We start from the raw sequence: 16,552 nt of genomic DNA, 5'->3' as shown, positions 1-16,552 counted from the left end.
CTCACTGTCAGTAATCCTGGACGCTGTAGCCTCCAGCATCTCAGGATTCGGACCGCTGCGGGCCGCCTGTGCCGAATGGGCCTGATGTGCGGCTGAAACACCGTTCAGGCCGACCGTTACCCCCATGTCAGCCGCGCCAGGGAAGCTCCGCCGTCACCGTCGTCGGCCCGCCCGCCGGTGAACGGACGAGCAGGACTCCGTCCACCGCGTCCAGCCGCTCGGTGAGACCGGCCAGCCCGCCGCCCGCCGAGGGGGCGGCGCCGCCCCGGCCGTCGTCCGTGACCTGGAGCAGCAAACGGTCCTCCGCCCGCCAGACGTCGACCGTCGCCCGGCGCGCCCCGGCGTGCGCGCTGACGTTCTGGAGGAGTTCCGAGACGGTGAAGTAGGCGATGCCCTCGATCGCGGCCGCCGGCCTGGCGGGCAGATCCACCTGCACCGTCACCGGTACCGCGCAGCGGGAGGCGATCGCGGAGAGCGCCGCGTCGAGTCCCCGGTCGGTGAGGACCGCCGGGTGGATGCCGCGGGCCAGATCACGCAGCTCCTGGAGTGCCGTCTTCACCTCGCCGTGGGCGTCGGCGACCATCCGCGCGGCCGCCTCCGGGTCCCGCGCGAGCGTCTCCTTCGCCAGCCCCAGATCCATGGCCAGGGCGGCCAGCCGGGCCTGGGCTCCGTCGTGCAGGGCGCGTTCGATACGGCGCAGATCGGCTGCGGCCGTGTCGACCACCACCCCGCGGTCGGACTCCAGCTCCGTCACCCGGCCGGCGAGCCCGGACGGCCCGAGCAGTCCGGTGACCAGCAGCTTGTCGACGCTCGTGAGACCACGGATCAGCCAGGGAGTGAGGAGCACCAGTGCGAGACCGACCGCGCTCAGGGCCCCGATCTCGAACGGTGTGTCGAGGTAGAAGCCGTTCCCCTCGCTGTCGCCGAAGACCTGAAGGCCCTGCTGGTCCAGATAGCGGGGAAACACCCACTGCCACAGCGGATAGAGGAAGAGCGACCAGCCCGTGACCCAGAAGGTCACCGAGACGACGAAACCGAACACCGCCCACGGGAAGTGCGTCACCGCGTAGAGCAGATGACGCCAGGACACCCCGCTCTTCAGCGCCGCGCCGACCCACGACATCAGCCCGCTTCTCCGGCCGCTCCCGGTGTCCCGCTTCGCGTCGCGCGTGCGGGCCAGGAGCGGCGCCGGGTTCTCCACCCGCAGCCCCAGCAGCGCGCGGGCCCGCGCCCGTTCCATCGTGCCGAAGCCGCGGCAGCCGGCCAGTCCCGCCGCGAGCACCGGCACCCCGAAGAAGGTGACGAGCAGACCGGTGCCGACCGAGACCGTCACCACCGCGTACGTGAACATCACCACACTGATCGGGAGGCTGAGCAGCAGGTAGCCGAACGTGCGCCAGGTGCGGGCTTCGAAGGGCGCGCGGAGTGCCGGGGGAAGGAAGCGGGGCCGGTGGCGCGGCGGCTCGTACGTGGCGTTCAGCGCGGTGTCTGAGGTGCCCGAGGCCGGGCTCGGGGTCCGTTGCGCGAACGGGCTGTCTGCGTCCATTTCCATGCACCTCATGCTGCTCGGGCCGCCGCGCCCGCACCATGAGGCCGGTTTCACTCTTCACCCTGGGGTTTTCCCCACCCCGCCCAGCCCCCAGCCCCCCGAGCCCTTCATACGTCACCCCCGCTGCGACTCCCCGCGCCGCCGCCACGGCAGTTCCGCCGTGACGACCGTCGGGCCGCCCGCCGGTGAGTCGAGTACGAAGAGGCCGTCCACCGCGTCCAGCCGTTCGGCCAGCCCCGCCATGCCCGTACCGCCGTCGAGGCTCGCGCCGCCGTGTCCGTCGTCGCGCACCTGGATCATCAGCCGGTCCTCCGCGCGCCACACGTCGACGGACGCGGAGCGCGCCGCGCTGTGCTTGCTGACGTTCTGCAGCAGCTCGGAGACCGTGAAGTACGCGATGCCCTCGATCGCCTCGGCGGGCCGCTCCGCGAGATCGGCGGTCACCGTCACCGGGACCGTGCAGCGGGAGGCGATCGCGGAGAGCGCCGCGTCCAGGCCCCGGTCGGTGAGGACCGCCGGGTGGATGCCGCGCGCCAGGTCGCGCAGCTCCTGGAGCGCGAGCTTCACCTCGCCGTGTGCCTCGTCCACCATGACGGCCGCCGCGTCCGGATCGTCGAGCAGCTTCTCCTTGGCGAGGCCCAGTCCCATGGCCAGCGCGACCAGCCGGGCCTGCGCTCCGTCGTGCAGGTCCCGTTCGATACGGCGCAGATCGGCCGCGGCCGTGTCGACCACCACGCCGCGGTCGGACTCCAGCTCCGCGATCCGCCGCTCCAGCTCGTCGGACGGTGCGAGCAGCCCGCGGACCATCGCCCGGTCCGCGTTGGCGAGCGTGCGCACGATGAACGGCAGCACCGGCCACAGCACGAAGAGGCCGACGAACGTGACGGAGAACGTCACCACGCCCCACGGCAGCCGGATGAACTCGTACAGCACGGTCCGCCAGGCCACCGGGTCCTTCAGCCCCGCGAGCAACCGGCCGAGACCGCCCCCGGACCGCGGACCCGGCGCGGCCTTCGCACCGGCCCCGGACCGCCGCCCCGGCACGTACAGCCGGCTCGGCTCGTCGATCCGCACCCCCAGCAGACCCCGCGCCCGCGCACGCTCCGACCACCCCAGCAGGCGGGCGCCGCCGAGACCGAGCACGAGCCACGGAACGCCGACGACCGTCACCGAGAGGGCCACACCGGTCGTGACCATGACCACCACATAGACGAATCCGACCAGCGCGCACGGCAGGTTGGCCAGGAGGTGCGCGATCTCCTTCCAGGTATGCCGGTTGTACGAGGAGAACGCGGCCGGCGGCGGCCGGTCAACGTCGCCGGAGGGGTCTGTGAGGCTCTTGCTCGCGGTCATAAGGTCCAAGCCTGCCGGGCCGCGGACCCGCACGCCATGGGGAAACTCGGTGGTGCGGAGTAGGGGTAACCCCCGCTGTTGTGTGATGCGGCTGCTTACCGTCTCTTTAGCAGGGCCTAGACTCCCGTCCGTACAGACGTCGAACGGGCTGCCAGAAGCCAGGGAGCGAGGGGCGGACGTGTCGGAACCGACCGTTCTCGCGGTGGGCTACTTCCACAGCTACGCGGTGGTCGGAGTGCTCGCCGTGGTGGGTGTGCTGTTCGTCGCCGTGGCCTTCGGAGCCGGCCGCCTGCTGCGGCCGGTGGTGCCGACACCGGAGAAACTGCTCACGTACGAATGTGGCGTGGACCCGGTGGGCGAGGGCTGGGCGCACACGCAGGTGCGTTACTACGTCTACGCGTTCCTCTACGTCATCTTCGCGGTCGACTCCGTCTTCCTGTTCCCGTGGGCGACGATCTTCGCGGCCCCGGGCTACGGCGCGACGACGCTGGTCGAGATGTTCATCTTCCTCGGTTTCCTGGCCGTGGGACTGCTCTACGCATGGAAGAAGGGCGTCCTCGAATGGACGTGACCCCCGCCCCGGCCTCCGCTCCGGCCCCTGCTCCGGAACCGCTGTTGCTGCCGGAGCCGAAACGCCTCGGCGTGCTCTCACGGCTGGCCCCGGAACCCATGAAGGTGGTCCTCAACTGGGGCCGCCGCTACAGCCTCTGGGTCTTCAACTTCGGACTCGCCTGCTGCGCCATCGAGTTCATCGCCGCGTCCATGGCCAGACACGACTTCATCAGGCTCGGCGTGATCCCGTTCGCGCCCGGACCGCGCCAGGCGGACCTGATGGTGGTCTCCGGTACGGTCACGGACAAGATGGCGCCCGCGGTGAAGCGGCTGTACGAGCAGATGCCCGAGCCGAAGTACGTGATCTCCTTCGGCGCCTGCTCCAACTGCGGTGGCCCGTACTGGGATTCCTACTCCGTCACGAAGGGCGTCGACCAGATCATCCCCGTCGACGTCTACGTACCGGGCTGCCCGCCCAGGCCCGAAGCGCTTCTCCAGGGCATCCTCAAGCTCCAGGAGAAGATCGCCCGCGAGTCGCTGGGCGAGCGGTACGCCACCCAGGCGCGCCCGTCGGCCGCCGCGCTGAGCAGCGGCCTGGTCGCCGCGCCGCCGACGCCGGGGGAGGGCACGTCGTGAACACCGCCTACGACCGGCTTCCCGGCGCGGTCGCCGAGATCTTCGGCGAGGAGGCCACGGCGGAGTACGCGTACGAACTGCTGACCGTCGACGTCCCCGCCACCTCCTGGCTCTCCGCGCTCGAAACCGCCCGCGACGAACTCGGCTGCACGTACTTCGACTGGCTGAGCGCCGTCGACGAACCGGGCACCGGCTTCCGCGTCTGCGCGCACGTCGCGGCGCTGGGCGGTGGCACGGTCCGCCGGCTGCTCGTCCGTACGACCGTCCCGCACGACGCGGCCGTCCTGCCCACGGCGCTCGGGGTCTACGCGGGCGCGGGCTGGCACGAGCGCGAGACCCACGAGATGTTCGGCATCTCCTTCACGGACCACCCGAACCTCGTGCACCTCCTTCTTCCCGAGGCGTTCGAAGGCCACCCGTTGCGCAAGGACTTCGTGCTGGCGTCACGGGTCGTGAAGGCGTGGCCCGGCGCGAAGGAACCGGGCGAGTCGGAGGGCGGCGGTCCGAAGCGCCGCCAGATGCTGCCGCCGGGCGTCCCGGACCCGAACGAATGGGGCCCACTCAAGGGACAGCTTCCGCCGGCCCGTGAACGTCCTGCCCGAGAGCGTCCGGTGCGTGAACGTCCGGCCGGCGAACGTCCGGTGCGCGAGCGTCCGGCCGGTGAACGTCCCGCCCGCCGTGCCCGCAGCGTCTCGGAGGGCTCCGCGAGCCAGCAGCCGGAAGCGCCCGCGCGGCGCCCGCGCGGCACGTCGGACGGCGGGGACGCACCGTGGCACAACCCGGAGCCCAGCACCGGGCCCCGGCCTGAGGCCACGCCCGGACCGACGCCCGACGCCGCGCCCGACGCCGCGCCCGACGCCGCGCCCGAGGCGAAGCCCGAGCCTGCGCCCGAGCCCCAGACCACGCCTGAGCCTGCGGCCGTGCCCGAGCCCGGGAGCAAGCCCGAGCCCGAAGCCACGCCGGAGCCCGCGCCTGAGGCTGCGCCCGAGGCCTCACCCGACGCCGAGCCGGAGCCCGGGCCCGACGCCAAACCCGAGCCCGAGTCTGACCGCAATCCCAACACCCCCAAGCCCGCTTCCGGCGACGAAGCCGACCGTGAACGTCCTGAAGGAGACGCGTGAACGACGTACTGGACGTCGCCATCCGGCTCATCGTCGTCTTCGTGGCGTTCCTTGTCCTGCCGCTCGTGGTCGGGCAGACCGAGCACAAGGTGATGGCCCACATGCAGGGCCGCCTGGGCCCCATGCACGCGGGCGGTTTCCACGGCTGGGCCCAGCTCATGGCCGACGGGGTGAAGTTCGCGCAGAAGGAAGACGTGGTGCCGGCCGACGCCGACCGCCGTATCTTCCAACTCGCCCCCGCCGTCGCTCTCCTCCCGTACCTGCTCGTGATCGTCGCGATCCCGGTGGGGCCGAGCGAGGGCGCGGTCGGCCAGGTCGTCGACGCGGGCATCTTCTTCGTGCTCGCCGTGCTGGGCGTCGGTGTGCTCGGCTCGCTGATGGCGGGCTGGGCCTCGGCCAACAAGTTCTCCCTCCTCGGCGGGTTGCGCACGGCCGCCCAACTGCTCGCGTACGAGCTGCCGATGCTGCTCGCCGCCGCGTCCGTCGCCATGGCGGCCGGCACCGTCTCGCTGCCCGGCATCCTCGACGCCTTCCACTGGTGGTGGCTGCCCTGGCAGATCATCGGCGCCTTCGTGTTCTTCGTCGCGGGTCTCGCCGAACTCCAGCGCCCGCCCTTCGACATGCCGGTCGCCGACTCCGAGATCATCTTCGGCGCCTACACCGAATACACGGGTCTGCGGTTCGCGCTGTTCCTGCTCGCCGAGTACGCGGGCATCGTCGTCCTGTCCGGTCTGACCACCGTCCTCTTCCTGGGCGGCTGGCACGGACCGGTCGGCGGTGACGACCTGGGCTGGGTCTGGACGCTGCTCAAGACCGCCGTACTCGCCTTCATCGTCATCTGGCTGCGGGTCAGCTATCCGCGGCTGCGCGAGGACCAGTTGCAGAAACTCGCCTGGACCGTGCTCATCCCGCTCGCCCTCGCCCAGATCGCCCTCACCGGCATCGTCAAGGTCGTGATCCAGTAATGTCCCCGATCCCCGGCAGCGGTCTCGCCAAGGGCCTGGCCGTCACCCTCCGCACGATGACGAAGAAGACGGTCACCGAGCAGTACCCGGAGGCGCAGCCCGAACTGCCGCCCCGCTCCCGGGGCGTGATCGGGCTGTTCGAGGAGAACTGCACGGTCTGCATGCTCTGCGCGCGCGAATGCCCCGACTGGTGCATCTACATCGACTCCCACAAGGAGACGGTCCCGGCCGCCGCGCCCGGCGGGCGCGAGCGCAGCCGTAACGTCCTCGACCGGTTCGCGATCGACTTCGCCCTCTGCATGTACTGCGGTATCTGCATCGAGGTCTGTCCTTTCGACGCGCTGTTCTGGTCACCGGAGTTCGAGTACGCGGAGACGGACATCCACGAACTCACCCACGAGCGCGACAAGCTGCGCGAGTGGATGTGGACGGTGCCCGAGCCGCCCGCGCTCGACCCGGGTGCGGAGGAGCCGAAGGAGATGGGCGCCGCGCGCAAGACCGCCGACAAGCTCGCCGCCGCGGCGGCAGCGGCCGGACAGCAGGAGCAGGGGGCCGGCGAGTGACCCTCGCAGCTACCGGACACGGCTTTCTCTCACCCAGCGGTGTCGAAATCGCGTTTCTCCTCGTCGGCCTCGTCACCTTCGGCGCGGCCCTCGTCACCGTCACGACCAGACAGCTGGTGCACGCCGCCCTCTGGCTGGTCGTCGCGCTCGGCGGGCTGGCCGTCGAATACCTCCTGCTGACGGCTGAGTTCATCGCCTGGGTGCAGGTCCTGATCTACCTCGGTTCCGTGGTGGTCCTCCTGCTCTTCGGGCTGATGCTCACCAAGGCGCCCATCGGCCACTCCCCGGACGCCGATTCCGGCAACCGTCCGATCGCGCTCGTGGTGGCCGTCGCCGCGGCGGCCGCTCTGGTCTGGGTCGTCGTCGACGCCTTCCGTACGACATGGATCGACCTCGAGGGACCGGCCCAGGGCTCCACCGAGGTGACCGGGCAGTTCCTGTTCCGCCACTGGGTGCTGCCCTTCGAAGCGCTGTCCGTGCTTCTGCTGGCCGCACTCGTCGGCGCGATCGTCCTGTCCCGCAAGAAGGACAACGGCGCCACGGGCGCTCCCCGCCTCGGTGCTCCCGGCCGTCCCGGTGCTCCCGGCGTTCCCGGCCGGCCCGGCAGCCCCGGTCGCCCCACCCGACCCGGTGCCCCCAGCGGTAAGGAACAGCGCTGATGCATCTCGCCTATCCCGCCGTACTCGCCTCCCTGCTCTTCTGCACCGGGGTGTACGGAGTACTCGCCCGGCGCAACGCGATCCTCGTCCTGATGTCCGTCGAGCTGATGCTCAACGCGGTCAACCTCAACCTCGTCGCCTTCGACGTCTGGATCCGCGACACCCTGCACACCGGCCAGGCGCTCACCCTCTTCGTCATCGCCATCGCCGCCGCGGAGATCGGTATCGGTCTCGCGATCATCCTGATGGTCTACCGCAACCGCGGCACCTCGGACATCGACAGGCTCCGCGACACCGCCGACACGGAAGCGACGGACGAGACCGCGCGTACGGAACAGGCCGCAGCCGCGGCACAGAATGCTGAGGCCACCGCGTGACCACCACGACCCTCGCCGTTCTCGTCCCCCTCCTGCCGTTCCTCGGCGCCGTCGCCGGGCTGCTGCTCGGCCGCGCGGCCCCCGGCTTCGTACGCCCCCTCGCGATCCTGCCGACCCTGGCCGCCGCCGTGATCGCCGTGCTCGTCGCCGTCCGCCAGGGCGGTGGCATCGGCGGCGGGCAGCCCGCGCTGGACGCAGCGACGCGCTTCACCCCCACCGGCTCGGTCCCCATCGACCTCGCCCTGCACATCGACGGCTTCGCCGCCCTGGTCGCCGTCCTCGTCGGCGTCGTCGCCTCGTGCGTGCAGGTCTACTCGACGGCCTATCTGCGCGCCGACGTGCGCTACCCCTCGTACGCGGCCCTCGTCTCCCTCTTCACCTCCGCGATGCTGCTCGTCGTCTACTCCGGCGACCTGATGGTGCTGCTGGTCGGCTGGGAGATCATGGGCATCTGCTCGTACTTCCTCGTCGGCCACTACTGGGAAACCCCCGAGGCGCGAGCCGCCTCGCTCAAGGCGTTCCTGGTCACCAAACTCGGTGATGTCCCCTTCCTGATCGGTCTGTTCGCGCTCGCCGCCGACGCCGGCACCTTCCGCATCACCGGCGTCCTGCACACCGTCGCGAAGGGCGGTCTCGACCACCCCACCCTGATCGCGCTGCTGCTGATCGCCGGGGTCGCGGGCAAGTCGGCCCAATTCCCGCTGCACACCTGGCTGCCCGACGCGATGGCGGGCCCGACGCCCGTCTCCGCGCTGATCCACGCCGCGACCATGGTCGCCGCCGGTATCTACTTCGTCGCCCGGCTCCTTCCGGTCTTCGCCGCCTCCAAGGCGGCCCTGATGGTCCTCGCCGTGATGGCCGCGATCACGATGATCGGCTCGGCGGTCGCCGCGCTCGCCCAGGACGACATCAAGCGCGTCCTCGCCTACTCGACCATCGGGCAGCTCGGATACATGTCGGGCGCCCTGGCCGTCGGCGACCGGGGCGCGGCCGTCTTCCACCTCATCTCGCACGGTGCCTTCAAAGCCCTCCTGTTCCTCGGCGCCGGGGTGATCATCCATGCCGCGGGCACCAACTCCCTCGCGGCGATGTCCCGGATGGACGGCCTGTCCAAACGCATCCCCGATGCCTTCTGGACCGTGACCATCGCGCTGCTCGCTCTCGCCGCGATCCCGCCCTTCGCCGGTTTCTTCTCCAAGGAATCCGTCCTCGTCGCCGCGGAGCACGCGGCGCTCGGCGAGTCCCACATCGCCCCCGGCGCGGCGGGCTGGACCGTGCTCGTCGCCGGACTGATCACCGCGCTCCTCACCGCCGCGTACGCCACCCGCCTGTGGCTGCTCGCCTTCCGCGGCCGCGGCGGCACCCAGGCCCCCGACCACGGCAGGCAACCCCTCGCCATGAACGCCGTGCTGTGGCTGCTGGCCATCCCGACCGCCGGCTTCGGTCTGGCCGTCGGCCGGCTCACCGACTGGTTCGACGGGGACAAGCTCACCCCGACCGTCACGACCGCCGTCCTGGGCACGGGAGTAGCGGTCGTCGGAGCGCTGGTCATGTACATCGCCTGGCGCACCTCGGAGACACCGGCCGCCCGCGTCCCGATCGGTGGCGTCGCCGCCCATCCGGACGCCGATCCCGCCCTCGTCGAGAGGGAGGCCATCGAGTCCCACACCCCGGCCTACGGGAGCATCGCGTCGGCCCCCGACCCGGCGGACCCGTCCCGGCTGCTGCTGGGACCGCTCCACCGGCACGCGGCGGTCGGCTTCCACCTGGACGCCGTCTACCACCGCCTCTTCGTACGCCCCGTCCTCGCGGCGGCCCAGCTCGTCCGCTTCCTGGACCGCGAGGTCGTCGACACCTATGTACGCGGTGCGGGCACCGGCAGCCGCTGGCTCGGCGCCGCCGTACGCCGCGCGCAGACCGGCAATGTGCAGACCTACCTGAGCGCCCTGCTCGCCGGCTCCGTCGTCCTGGCGATCGCCGCCGTACTCGTCGCCGCCGGAGCGTGAGCCTTGATCGATATCAGTGAGTCCGTGATGCAGTTTCTTCTCGCGCTGATCCTGGCCGGCCCGCTCGTCGGGGCCGCCGGCGCGCTCCTGCCCGCCCCGCCGGGACTGCGGGGCAAGAGCCCCGACCAGGCCGTGCTCCGCCACGGCGTGATGGTGACCGGCGTGATCCTCGCCGCCGCGATCGTCCTCGCGCTCGGCTTCGACCGCGACCACCCGTCAAAGATGCAGGCCACCACGGACATCAGCTGGATCGCGGCGCTCAACGTCCGCATCCATCTCGGCATCGACGGCATTTCGCTCCCCCTTCTGGTCCTGACCGCGCTGCTGACCTTCCTCTGCGCGCTCTACAGCTACTTCAAGATGCCCAAGGGCCCCTCGCCCAAGGCATTCGTCGCCCTGATCCTCCTTCTCGAATCGGGCACGCTCGCGACCTTCGCCGCGCTCGACCTGATCCTCTTCTTCCTGGCCTTCGAGATGGTGCTGATCCCGATGTACTTCCTGATCGCCCGCTGGGGCGGTTCGGAAGGAGTCCCGGGAGGCAGGCAGGCCGCCGCCCGGAAATTCATCCTCTACACCCTGCTCGGTTCCGTGGTCATGCTGCTGGGCCTGCTGGTGATCGGGCTCAAAGCGGGCACGTACGACATGGTGGCACTCGCCACTGACAACGGCCGGGGGCTCAGCACATCCGTGCAGGTCATCGCCGTTCTCGCGATCGGGATCGGCCTCGCCGTGAAGACCCCGATGTGGCCGCTGCACAGCTGGCTCCCCGACGCACACACCGCCGCGCCGACCGCCGGCTCCGTGCTCCTCGCCGGCGTCCTGCTCAAGATGGGTACGTACGGATTCGTCCGTATCGTCCTGCCCATCGCCCCGGACGGGATCCACACCTTCGCGCCGTACCTCGCGGCCCTCGCCGTCGCCGGCATCATCTACGGATCCCTCGCCTGCCTCGCCCTCGCCAAGCGCGGCTCGGGCGGCGACCTCAAGCGCCTGATCGCCTACTCCTCCGTCGGCCACATGGGCTTCGTGCTGCTGGGCATCGCGACGTTGACACCCACCGGCGTCAACGGCGCGCTCTTCGCCAACATCGCCCACGGCCTCATCACCGGCCTGCTGTTCTTCCTGGTCGGCGCACTCAAGGACCGCTACGGCACCGCCGACCTGGACACCCTCGCCGGTGCCACGGGCGCGGCGCTCTACGGCCGTGCCCCGCGCCTCGGCGCGCTGCTGGCCTTCGCGGCCGTCGCCTCCCTCGGACTGCCGGGGCTCGCCGGCTTCTGGGGCGAGATGCTCGCCATGTTCGGCGCGTTCACCCCCGCGGCCGGGCTCAGCCGCCCGGCCTTCCTCACCTTCATGGCGATCGCCGGAGTCGGCACCCTGCTCACCGCCGGGTACCTGCTGGTCGTCGTACGCCGCGTCTGCATGGGCGCGACGCCGAGGGAAACCCGGGACCTCCCCGACGTCCAGGGCTACGAATTCGCCGCCTGGACCCCGCTCGTCGCCCTGACCGTCCTCGCGGGACTGTGGCCCGCGGCCCTCCTCGGCCTCACCGACCCGGCCGTGCAGAAGCTTCTCGCAGGAGGCACGTCGTGACCGTGGCCGCAGAGAGCGCCGCAGGCGCCGCCAGCCTCGTCCAGTCCATCGACTGGCTCGCGATCGCACCCCCCGCCATCACCGCGGCGGTGGCGCTGATCGTGCTGCTCGCCGACCTCTTCGTGTCCGAGCGGCGCAAACCGCTCCTCGGCGGCATCGCCATCGCCGGGCTCGCCGCCGCCCTGGTCATGCTCCTGCCGCTGCTCGGCGGCGACCGCTCGACGTTCTGCCTCAGCACCGACTCCGGCGTCTGCAGCTACACCGCCGACCACTTCACCCTGGTCATCCAGCTCCTGGTGCTCGGCGGAGCGCTGCTCACCGCGCTGCTCTCGCTCACCGAGACCAGGCAACTGCCCGCGGGAGAGTTCTGGTTCCTCCTCCTCTCCTCCGCCGCCGGCGCGGCCCTGCTGCCCGCGGCGCGCGACCTCGCCACGCTCGTCGTCGCCCTGGAGGTCGCCTCCCTGCCCGCCTTCGCCCTCGTGGGGCTCAAGCGCGGCGACCGGCGCTCCTCGGAGGCCGCGCTCAAGTTCTTCCTCTCGTCGGTCACCGCGACCGCCGTGATGCTGCTCGGCGTCAGCTTCGTGTACGCGACCACCGGCACCCTGCACCTCACGCAGATCGCCGCGCGGCTGGACGGCGTACCCGACCGGTTCGACACCCTCGCCCAGGCGGGCGTGATCCTCACCCTTGTCGGCTTCGCCTTCAAGACCGCCGCCGCGCCCTTCCACTTCTGGGTCCCCGACACCTACGTCGGAGCCCCGCTGCCCATCGCGGCCTACCTCTCCGTCGTCGGCAAGGCGGTCGGCTTCTCCGGTCTCATCCTCGTTACCGTCATCGCGTTCCCCTCGTACGGGCACGCCTGGGGGCCGGTCCTCGCGGTCGTCGCCGCACTCACCATGACCGTCGGAAACGTCGCCGCGCTGCGGCAGCAGGCCACGCGCGCGTGGAGCGCGGTACGGCTGCTCGCCTGGTCGTCCGTGGCACAGGCCGGGTACCTCCTGGTGCCGATCGCCGCGTCCGCGTACGTGAGGACCGACCGGATCGGCTCGACCGTCGCGTACGCCCTGATGTACGCCGTCGTGAACCTCGGCGCCTTCGCCGTCGCCGCCCTGGTCGTCCGTACGAAGCCGCTCAACCGGATCTCCGACTACCAGGGCCTCTACGCCAGGCGTCCGCTCGCCGCGCTCGCCCTGGCCTTCTTCCTGCTCTGCCTGGCCGGTCTGCCGCCCGGCGTCATCGGCCTGTTCGCCAAGGTCACGGTCTTCTCGGCGGCCGTCGACGCGGGCCTCGGCTGGCTCGCCGTCGTCATGGCCGTCAACGTCGTCATCGCGCTCTACTACTACCTCCAGTGGACGGCCGTCATCTTCCGCTCCCCCGAAGGGGAGCAAGCGAAGGAGACAGCCCCCGCGGGGGACCTTGTGGGGGAGACAGTTCTTGCGGGAGAGCAGATCAGGCATCGCGTCCCGGCGGCGGTCACCGCGGCCATCGTCCTGACGGCCGTCGCGGGCATCGCCCTGTCCGGCGCTCCGCAGCTGGTGCTGCGCTTCGCCCACGTCAGCCTCTTCTGATCCCTCTCGTCCCTTCTCGCGCGTCCGTTCCTCACACCTTCTTCTGCGCCCGTACGGGCGCTCCGGCGTGCGCCGGAGCGCGTTCCAGCCACCCGTACGGCGTACGCGCGCTCCCGTGGCGCAAGGGAACCCGTACCCCTCGCCTGGCGTTGACCAGTACGTAAGGGTCCACTGAAGAGTGGAGCAGCACCAAGCAAGGGTTCCCCTGCCGCACGATCTGGAGGGCGTACCGTGCACCGCCGGCACAACGGGCTGAGAACCGCCGTACTCCTCGGGGGGCTCTCCGCACTCATCATCGTCATCGGCGGCCTCTTCGGCCTGACGGGCCTGTTCGTCGCGCTCGCCGTGGCCCTCGCGACCAACGCGTACGCCTACTGGAACAGCTCCAAGCTGGCGCTCCGGGCCATGCGCGCCCGCCCGGTCAGCGAGTTCGAGGCGCCGCAGCTCTACCGCATCGTGCGCGAGCTGTCGACCGCCGCCAGGCAGCCCATGCCGCAGCTCTACATCTCACCGACCCAGGCGCCGAACGCCTTCGCCACCGGCCGCAATCCGCGCAACGCCGCCGTCTGCTGCACGGAGGGGATTCTCCAGATCCTCGACGAGCGTGAGCTGCGCGGTGTGCTCGGCCATGAGCTGAGCCATGTCTACAACCGCGACATCCTGATCTCCTCGGTCGCCGGCGCTCTCGCCTCCGTCGTGATGTTCCTGGTGAATTTCGCCTGGCTCATCCCCATCGGCCGCTCCGAGGACGACGAGGGCCCCGGTCTCGTCGGCATGCTGCTCGTCATGCTCCTGGGCCCCCTCGCGGCCTCGGTCATCCAGCTCGCCGTGAGCCGTTCCCGGGAGTACGAGGCGGACGCCTCGGGCGCGCAGATCACCGGCGACCCGCTGGCCCTCGCGAGCGCGCTGCGCAAGCTCGACGCCGGTACGAAGCAGCTGCCGCTGCCGCCTGAGCCGCGTATTGAGACGGCGAGTCATATGATGATCGCCAACCCCTTCAGGCAGGGGCAGGGATTCGCCAGGATCTTCTCCACGCACCCGCCGATGGCGGAACGCATCGCCCGGCTCGAGCAGATGGCAGGTCGCCGACCATGAAGACAATCCTCAATCTCGTCTGGCTCGTGCTCTGCGGCTTCTGGATGTTCCTGGGGTATCTGCTGGCGGGCCTGCTGCTGTGCGTCACGATCATCGGCATCCCCTTCGGCGTCGCCGCGTTCCGCATCGGCCTCTACGCCCTGTGGCCCTTCGGGTACATGGCGGTCGACCGCCGGGACGCGGGCGCGCCCTCCTGCGTCGGCAACGTGCTCTGGCTGGTCCTCGCCGGCTGGTGGCTCGCCCTGGGGCACATCTTCACCGGCATCGCGCTCTGCGTGACGATCATCGGCATCCCGCTGGGCCTCGCCAACTTCAAGCTGATTCCCGTCTCCCTGATGCCGCTCGGCAAGGAAATCGTCCCGACGGACCAGCCCTTCACCGCGCGCTGACCTTCCGTCTTCCCTGACCGCTGTGCGTGCGCCCGCACGTGTCTACGGGTGTGCGCCCGCTCGCGTCTGCGCGTCCGTCGGCACGAGGGCCTGTACGAGCGCCAGCACGCGCGTTCGCGCATGTCGCCGGGTGTATGACCGGCCGGATTCCGGGTACGGGACCGTCCGTCGCAACCGTCCCCGGCCCCTGCGGCGTCTTCAGAGGCAACGGGCAACACAGCGTGAAAGGCAGGTCCCTGGCATGGGCATCATCAGCTGGATCATTCTCGGACTCATCGCGGGAGCCGTGGCCAAGCTCCTGCTTCCCGGCCGGGACCCTGGCGGGCTGATCATCACCACCCTCATCGGGGTCGTGGGAGCCTTCGTCGGCGGGTGGATCTCCTCCACCTGGCTCGACCACCCCATCAACAAGAGCTTCTTCGACGGGCCGACCTGGCTCGCCGCCATCGGCGGAGCGCTCGTCCTGCTGGTCATCTACCGGCTGCTGTTCGGCAACTCCCGTTCCAGGACCCGCTGACGCCGGTCCGCAGTCCGAAGGGGCCGGGGGACACAACTCCTAACGGAGGCCGGTCTCGCGCAGCGTGATGTTGAGCCGGCCGCCGCTCATGCCGGTCGCCGGATCGGCCGTCCCCGGATACACCTTCGGCACTCCGTGGTACGCGAAACGCGAGGGGCCGCCGAAGACGAAGAGGTCTCCCGAGGACAGCTCGACGTCCGTGTAGGGCCGGCCCCGGTCCGTCGTATTGCCGAAGCGGAAGACGCACCGGTCGCCGATGCTCAGGGACACCACCGGCGCACCGGACCTCTCGTCCTTGTCCTGGTGCATGCCCATCCTGGCGTCGCCGTCGTAGAAGTTCACCAGCGCGGTATCGGGCGCGTACGAGGCAGGGTCGTACGCGCCGGACTCCTGTGGAGCGCCGTACGCCCCGGCCACCGCCGCCCGCCCCAACTCCGCCAGCCAGTCCGGGAATTCCGCGACCCGCGCGCCGTTCACATCACCGGCCGTGCGGGTGTAGCGGTACGGCTGCCAGTGCCAGCCCACGCACACCGTCTGTACGGACATCACACCGCCGCTCGGCAGCACCGTATGCCGGATCGGCACGGGCCCCCGCGCCCAGTCGCGGCAGACCTCCACCAGCTCGCGCTGCCGCTCCTCGGAGAGCCACGCGGGCACATGCACCGCCCCGGGCGCGACGACCGCCCGCGGCCTGGGAAACAGCGCGCCGTGCATGCGGACGCTCCTTTCGCGCACGTCACCGGACCCGTGCCCGTCTCGCACCCTGCGTAGAAGTTCCCCGTTCGCGTGACGCCCGCTCACGGCCCCCTGGCGCCACTGGAGCACCCTCAAGTCCCAGGAGTCCCTGGGGACCCGCACGGCCCGCCCAGGAGGACGGCACCGCCCTTCTGTCCCGGCAAGGAGAGCGACGCGAGCGCGTCAGACGCGCGCGGAGACAGAAGAGGAGGCGGAGGCGGGGGCGGAAACGGCCCGCGCCCGCCTCCGTACCCCCTCGGTCACCGGTAGTTCACGAACTGAAGCGCGAAGTCGAAGTCCCGCCCCTTCAGCAGTGCGATCACGGTCTGCAGGTCGTCCCGGCTCTTCGAGCTGACCCGCAGCTCCTCGCCCTGCACCTGCGCCTTGATGCCCTTGGGGCCCTCATCGCGGATGATCTTCGCGACCTTCTTGGCGTTCTCCTGGGAGATGCCTTCCTCGATCGTGGCGAAGATCTTGTACTCCTTGCCGGACAGCTGCGGCTCACCGGCGTCCAGCGACTTCAGCGAGATCCCCCGCTTGATCAGCTTGGACTGGAAGACGTCGAGGATCGCCTTGACCCGCTCCTCGGAGTTCGCCTCCATCAAGATCTTCTCGCCGGACCAGTCGATCGAGGCACCGACGTTCTTGAAGTCGTAGCGCTGGGAGATTTCCTTCGCGGCCTGGTTGAGGGCGTTGTCGACCTCCTGCCGCTCGACCTTCGAGACGATGTCGAAACTGGAGTCGGCCATGTCCTGTGGCTCCTTGTATCGGTTCTGATCGGGCTCGGATCCGTAAAGCCTAGCCACCCGGGCCTGCCCCGAGCGCTGCTCAATCGGGTGGCGGAGCACCCCCGGGCATCGGGTATTGTTTACGT

17 protein-coding genes are annotated in these 16,552 nt (G+C 70.5%); 13 read left to right on the top strand and 4 right to left on the bottom strand.

All coding sequences use genetic code 11. The features are described from left to right. Positions 1-127: 127 nt before the first annotated feature. Positions 128-1,546 (bottom strand): sensor histidine kinase, encoded by a 1,419-nt coding sequence (locus tag ACIP6N_RS09415; RefSeq protein WP_401814419.1) that lies wholly within the window; start codon positions 1,544-1,546, stop codon positions 128-130. Positions 1,547-1,663: 117 nt separating this feature from the next. After that, positions 1,664-2,902, bottom strand: coding sequence for a sensor domain-containing protein (locus tag ACIP6N_RS09410; protein ID WP_401814148.1), 1,239 nt, complete (start codon positions 2,900-2,902; stop codon positions 1,664-1,666). 178 nt (positions 2,903-3,080) lie between these two features. Here ACIP6N_RS09410 and ACIP6N_RS09405 point away from each other — a divergent pair, with 178 nt between their 5' ends. The 13 genes from ACIP6N_RS09405 to ACIP6N_RS09345 all read left to right on the top strand — a co-directional run bounded on the left by ACIP6N_RS09405 (position 3,081) and on the right by ACIP6N_RS09345 (position 14,943). Next, positions 3,081-3,473, top strand: a complete 393-nt coding sequence (locus ACIP6N_RS09405; protein WP_401814147.1) for an NADH-quinone oxidoreductase subunit A — start codon at positions 3,081-3,083, stop codon at positions 3,471-3,473. Further along, the gene (locus ACIP6N_RS09400) at positions 3,464-4,090 is read left to right on the top strand and encodes an NADH-quinone oxidoreductase subunit B (RefSeq protein ID WP_401814146.1); all 627 of its coding nucleotides are present in this window, start codon (positions 3,464-3,466) and stop codon (positions 4,088-4,090) included. The genes ACIP6N_RS09405 and ACIP6N_RS09400 overlap by 10 nt, the downstream gene beginning before the upstream one ends. Next, positions 4,087-5,211 (top strand): NADH-quinone oxidoreductase subunit C, encoded by a 1,125-nt coding sequence (locus ACIP6N_RS09395; protein ID WP_401814145.1) that lies wholly within the window; start codon positions 4,087-4,089, stop codon positions 5,209-5,211. The genes ACIP6N_RS09400 and ACIP6N_RS09395 overlap by 4 nt, the downstream gene beginning before the upstream one ends. Next, complete coding sequence (locus tag ACIP6N_RS09390; protein WP_401814144.1) at positions 5,208-6,176, top strand: NADH-quinone oxidoreductase subunit H; 969 nt, start codon at positions 5,208-5,210, stop codon at positions 6,174-6,176. The genes ACIP6N_RS09395 and ACIP6N_RS09390 overlap by 4 nt, the downstream gene beginning before the upstream one ends. Further along, positions 6,176-6,739 carry a NuoI/complex I 23 kDa subunit family protein gene (locus tag ACIP6N_RS09385; protein ID WP_401814143.1) on the top strand — a complete coding sequence of 188 codons (564 nt, stop codon included), beginning with the start codon at positions 6,176-6,178 and terminating at the stop codon, positions 6,737-6,739. Before ACIP6N_RS09390 ends, ACIP6N_RS09385 begins: the two co-directional genes overlap by 1 nt. After that, entirely contained in the window at positions 6,736-7,398 is a 663-nt protein-coding gene (locus ACIP6N_RS09380; RefSeq protein ID WP_401814141.1) for an NADH-quinone oxidoreductase subunit J, read from the top strand. Before ACIP6N_RS09385 ends, ACIP6N_RS09380 begins: the two co-directional genes overlap by 4 nt. Further along, positions 7,398-7,775 (top strand): NADH-quinone oxidoreductase subunit NuoK, encoded by a 378-nt coding sequence (gene nuoK / locus ACIP6N_RS09375; protein ID WP_401814139.1) that lies wholly within the window; start codon positions 7,398-7,400, stop codon positions 7,773-7,775. Before ACIP6N_RS09380 ends, nuoK begins: the two co-directional genes overlap by 1 nt. Continuing rightward, complete coding sequence (locus tag ACIP6N_RS09370; protein WP_401814138.1) at positions 7,772-9,781, top strand: NADH-quinone oxidoreductase subunit L; 2,010 nt, start codon at positions 7,772-7,774, stop codon at positions 9,779-9,781. The genes nuoK and ACIP6N_RS09370 overlap by 4 nt, the downstream gene beginning before the upstream one ends. 27 nt (positions 9,782-9,808) lie before the next feature. Next, positions 9,809-11,374: a NuoM family protein gene (locus ACIP6N_RS09365; protein ID WP_401814136.1), complete on the top strand. Its 1,566-nt coding sequence runs from the start codon at positions 9,809-9,811 to the stop codon at positions 11,372-11,374. Beyond that, positions 11,371-12,942 carry an NADH-quinone oxidoreductase subunit N gene (locus tag ACIP6N_RS09360; RefSeq protein WP_401814134.1) on the top strand — a complete coding sequence of 524 codons (1,572 nt, stop codon included), beginning with the start codon at positions 11,371-11,373 and terminating at the stop codon, positions 12,940-12,942. The genes ACIP6N_RS09365 and ACIP6N_RS09360 overlap by 4 nt, the downstream gene beginning before the upstream one ends. A gap of 231 nt (positions 12,943-13,173) precedes the next feature. Next, a complete protein-coding gene (htpX, locus tag ACIP6N_RS09355; protein ID WP_401814132.1) occupies positions 13,174-14,037 on the top strand; it encodes a zinc metalloprotease HtpX in 864 nt (287 codons plus the stop codon). Next, positions 14,034-14,426, top strand: coding sequence for a YccF domain-containing protein (locus ACIP6N_RS09350; protein ID WP_401814131.1), 393 nt, complete (start codon positions 14,034-14,036; stop codon positions 14,424-14,426). Before htpX ends, ACIP6N_RS09350 begins: the two co-directional genes overlap by 4 nt. A 241-nt stretch (positions 14,427-14,667) precedes the next feature. Then, positions 14,668-14,943 carry a GlsB/YeaQ/YmgE family stress response membrane protein gene (locus tag ACIP6N_RS09345; RefSeq protein ID WP_401814130.1) on the top strand — a complete coding sequence of 92 codons (276 nt, stop codon included), beginning with the start codon at positions 14,668-14,670 and terminating at the stop codon, positions 14,941-14,943. 39 nt (positions 14,944-14,982) lie between these two features. On the opposite strand, the gene ACIP6N_RS09340 is transcribed toward ACIP6N_RS09345, so the two are convergent. After that, complete coding sequence (locus tag ACIP6N_RS09340) at positions 14,983-15,657, bottom strand: alpha-ketoglutarate-dependent dioxygenase AlkB family protein (protein WP_401814129.1); 675 nt, start codon at positions 15,655-15,657, stop codon at positions 14,983-14,985. Positions 15,658-15,938: 281 nt separating this feature from the next. After that, a complete protein-coding gene (locus ACIP6N_RS09335) occupies positions 15,939-16,427 on the bottom strand; it encodes a YajQ family cyclic di-GMP-binding protein (protein WP_401814128.1) in 489 nt (162 codons plus the stop codon). Positions 16,428-16,552 lie beyond the last annotated feature (125 nt).

Source organism: Streptomyces sp. NPDC088725 (assembly GCF_044751305.1).
GTDB lineage: Bacteria > Actinomycetota > Actinomycetes > Streptomycetales > Streptomycetaceae > Streptomyces.
This window is presented reverse-complemented; position numbering and strand designations above follow the sequence as displayed.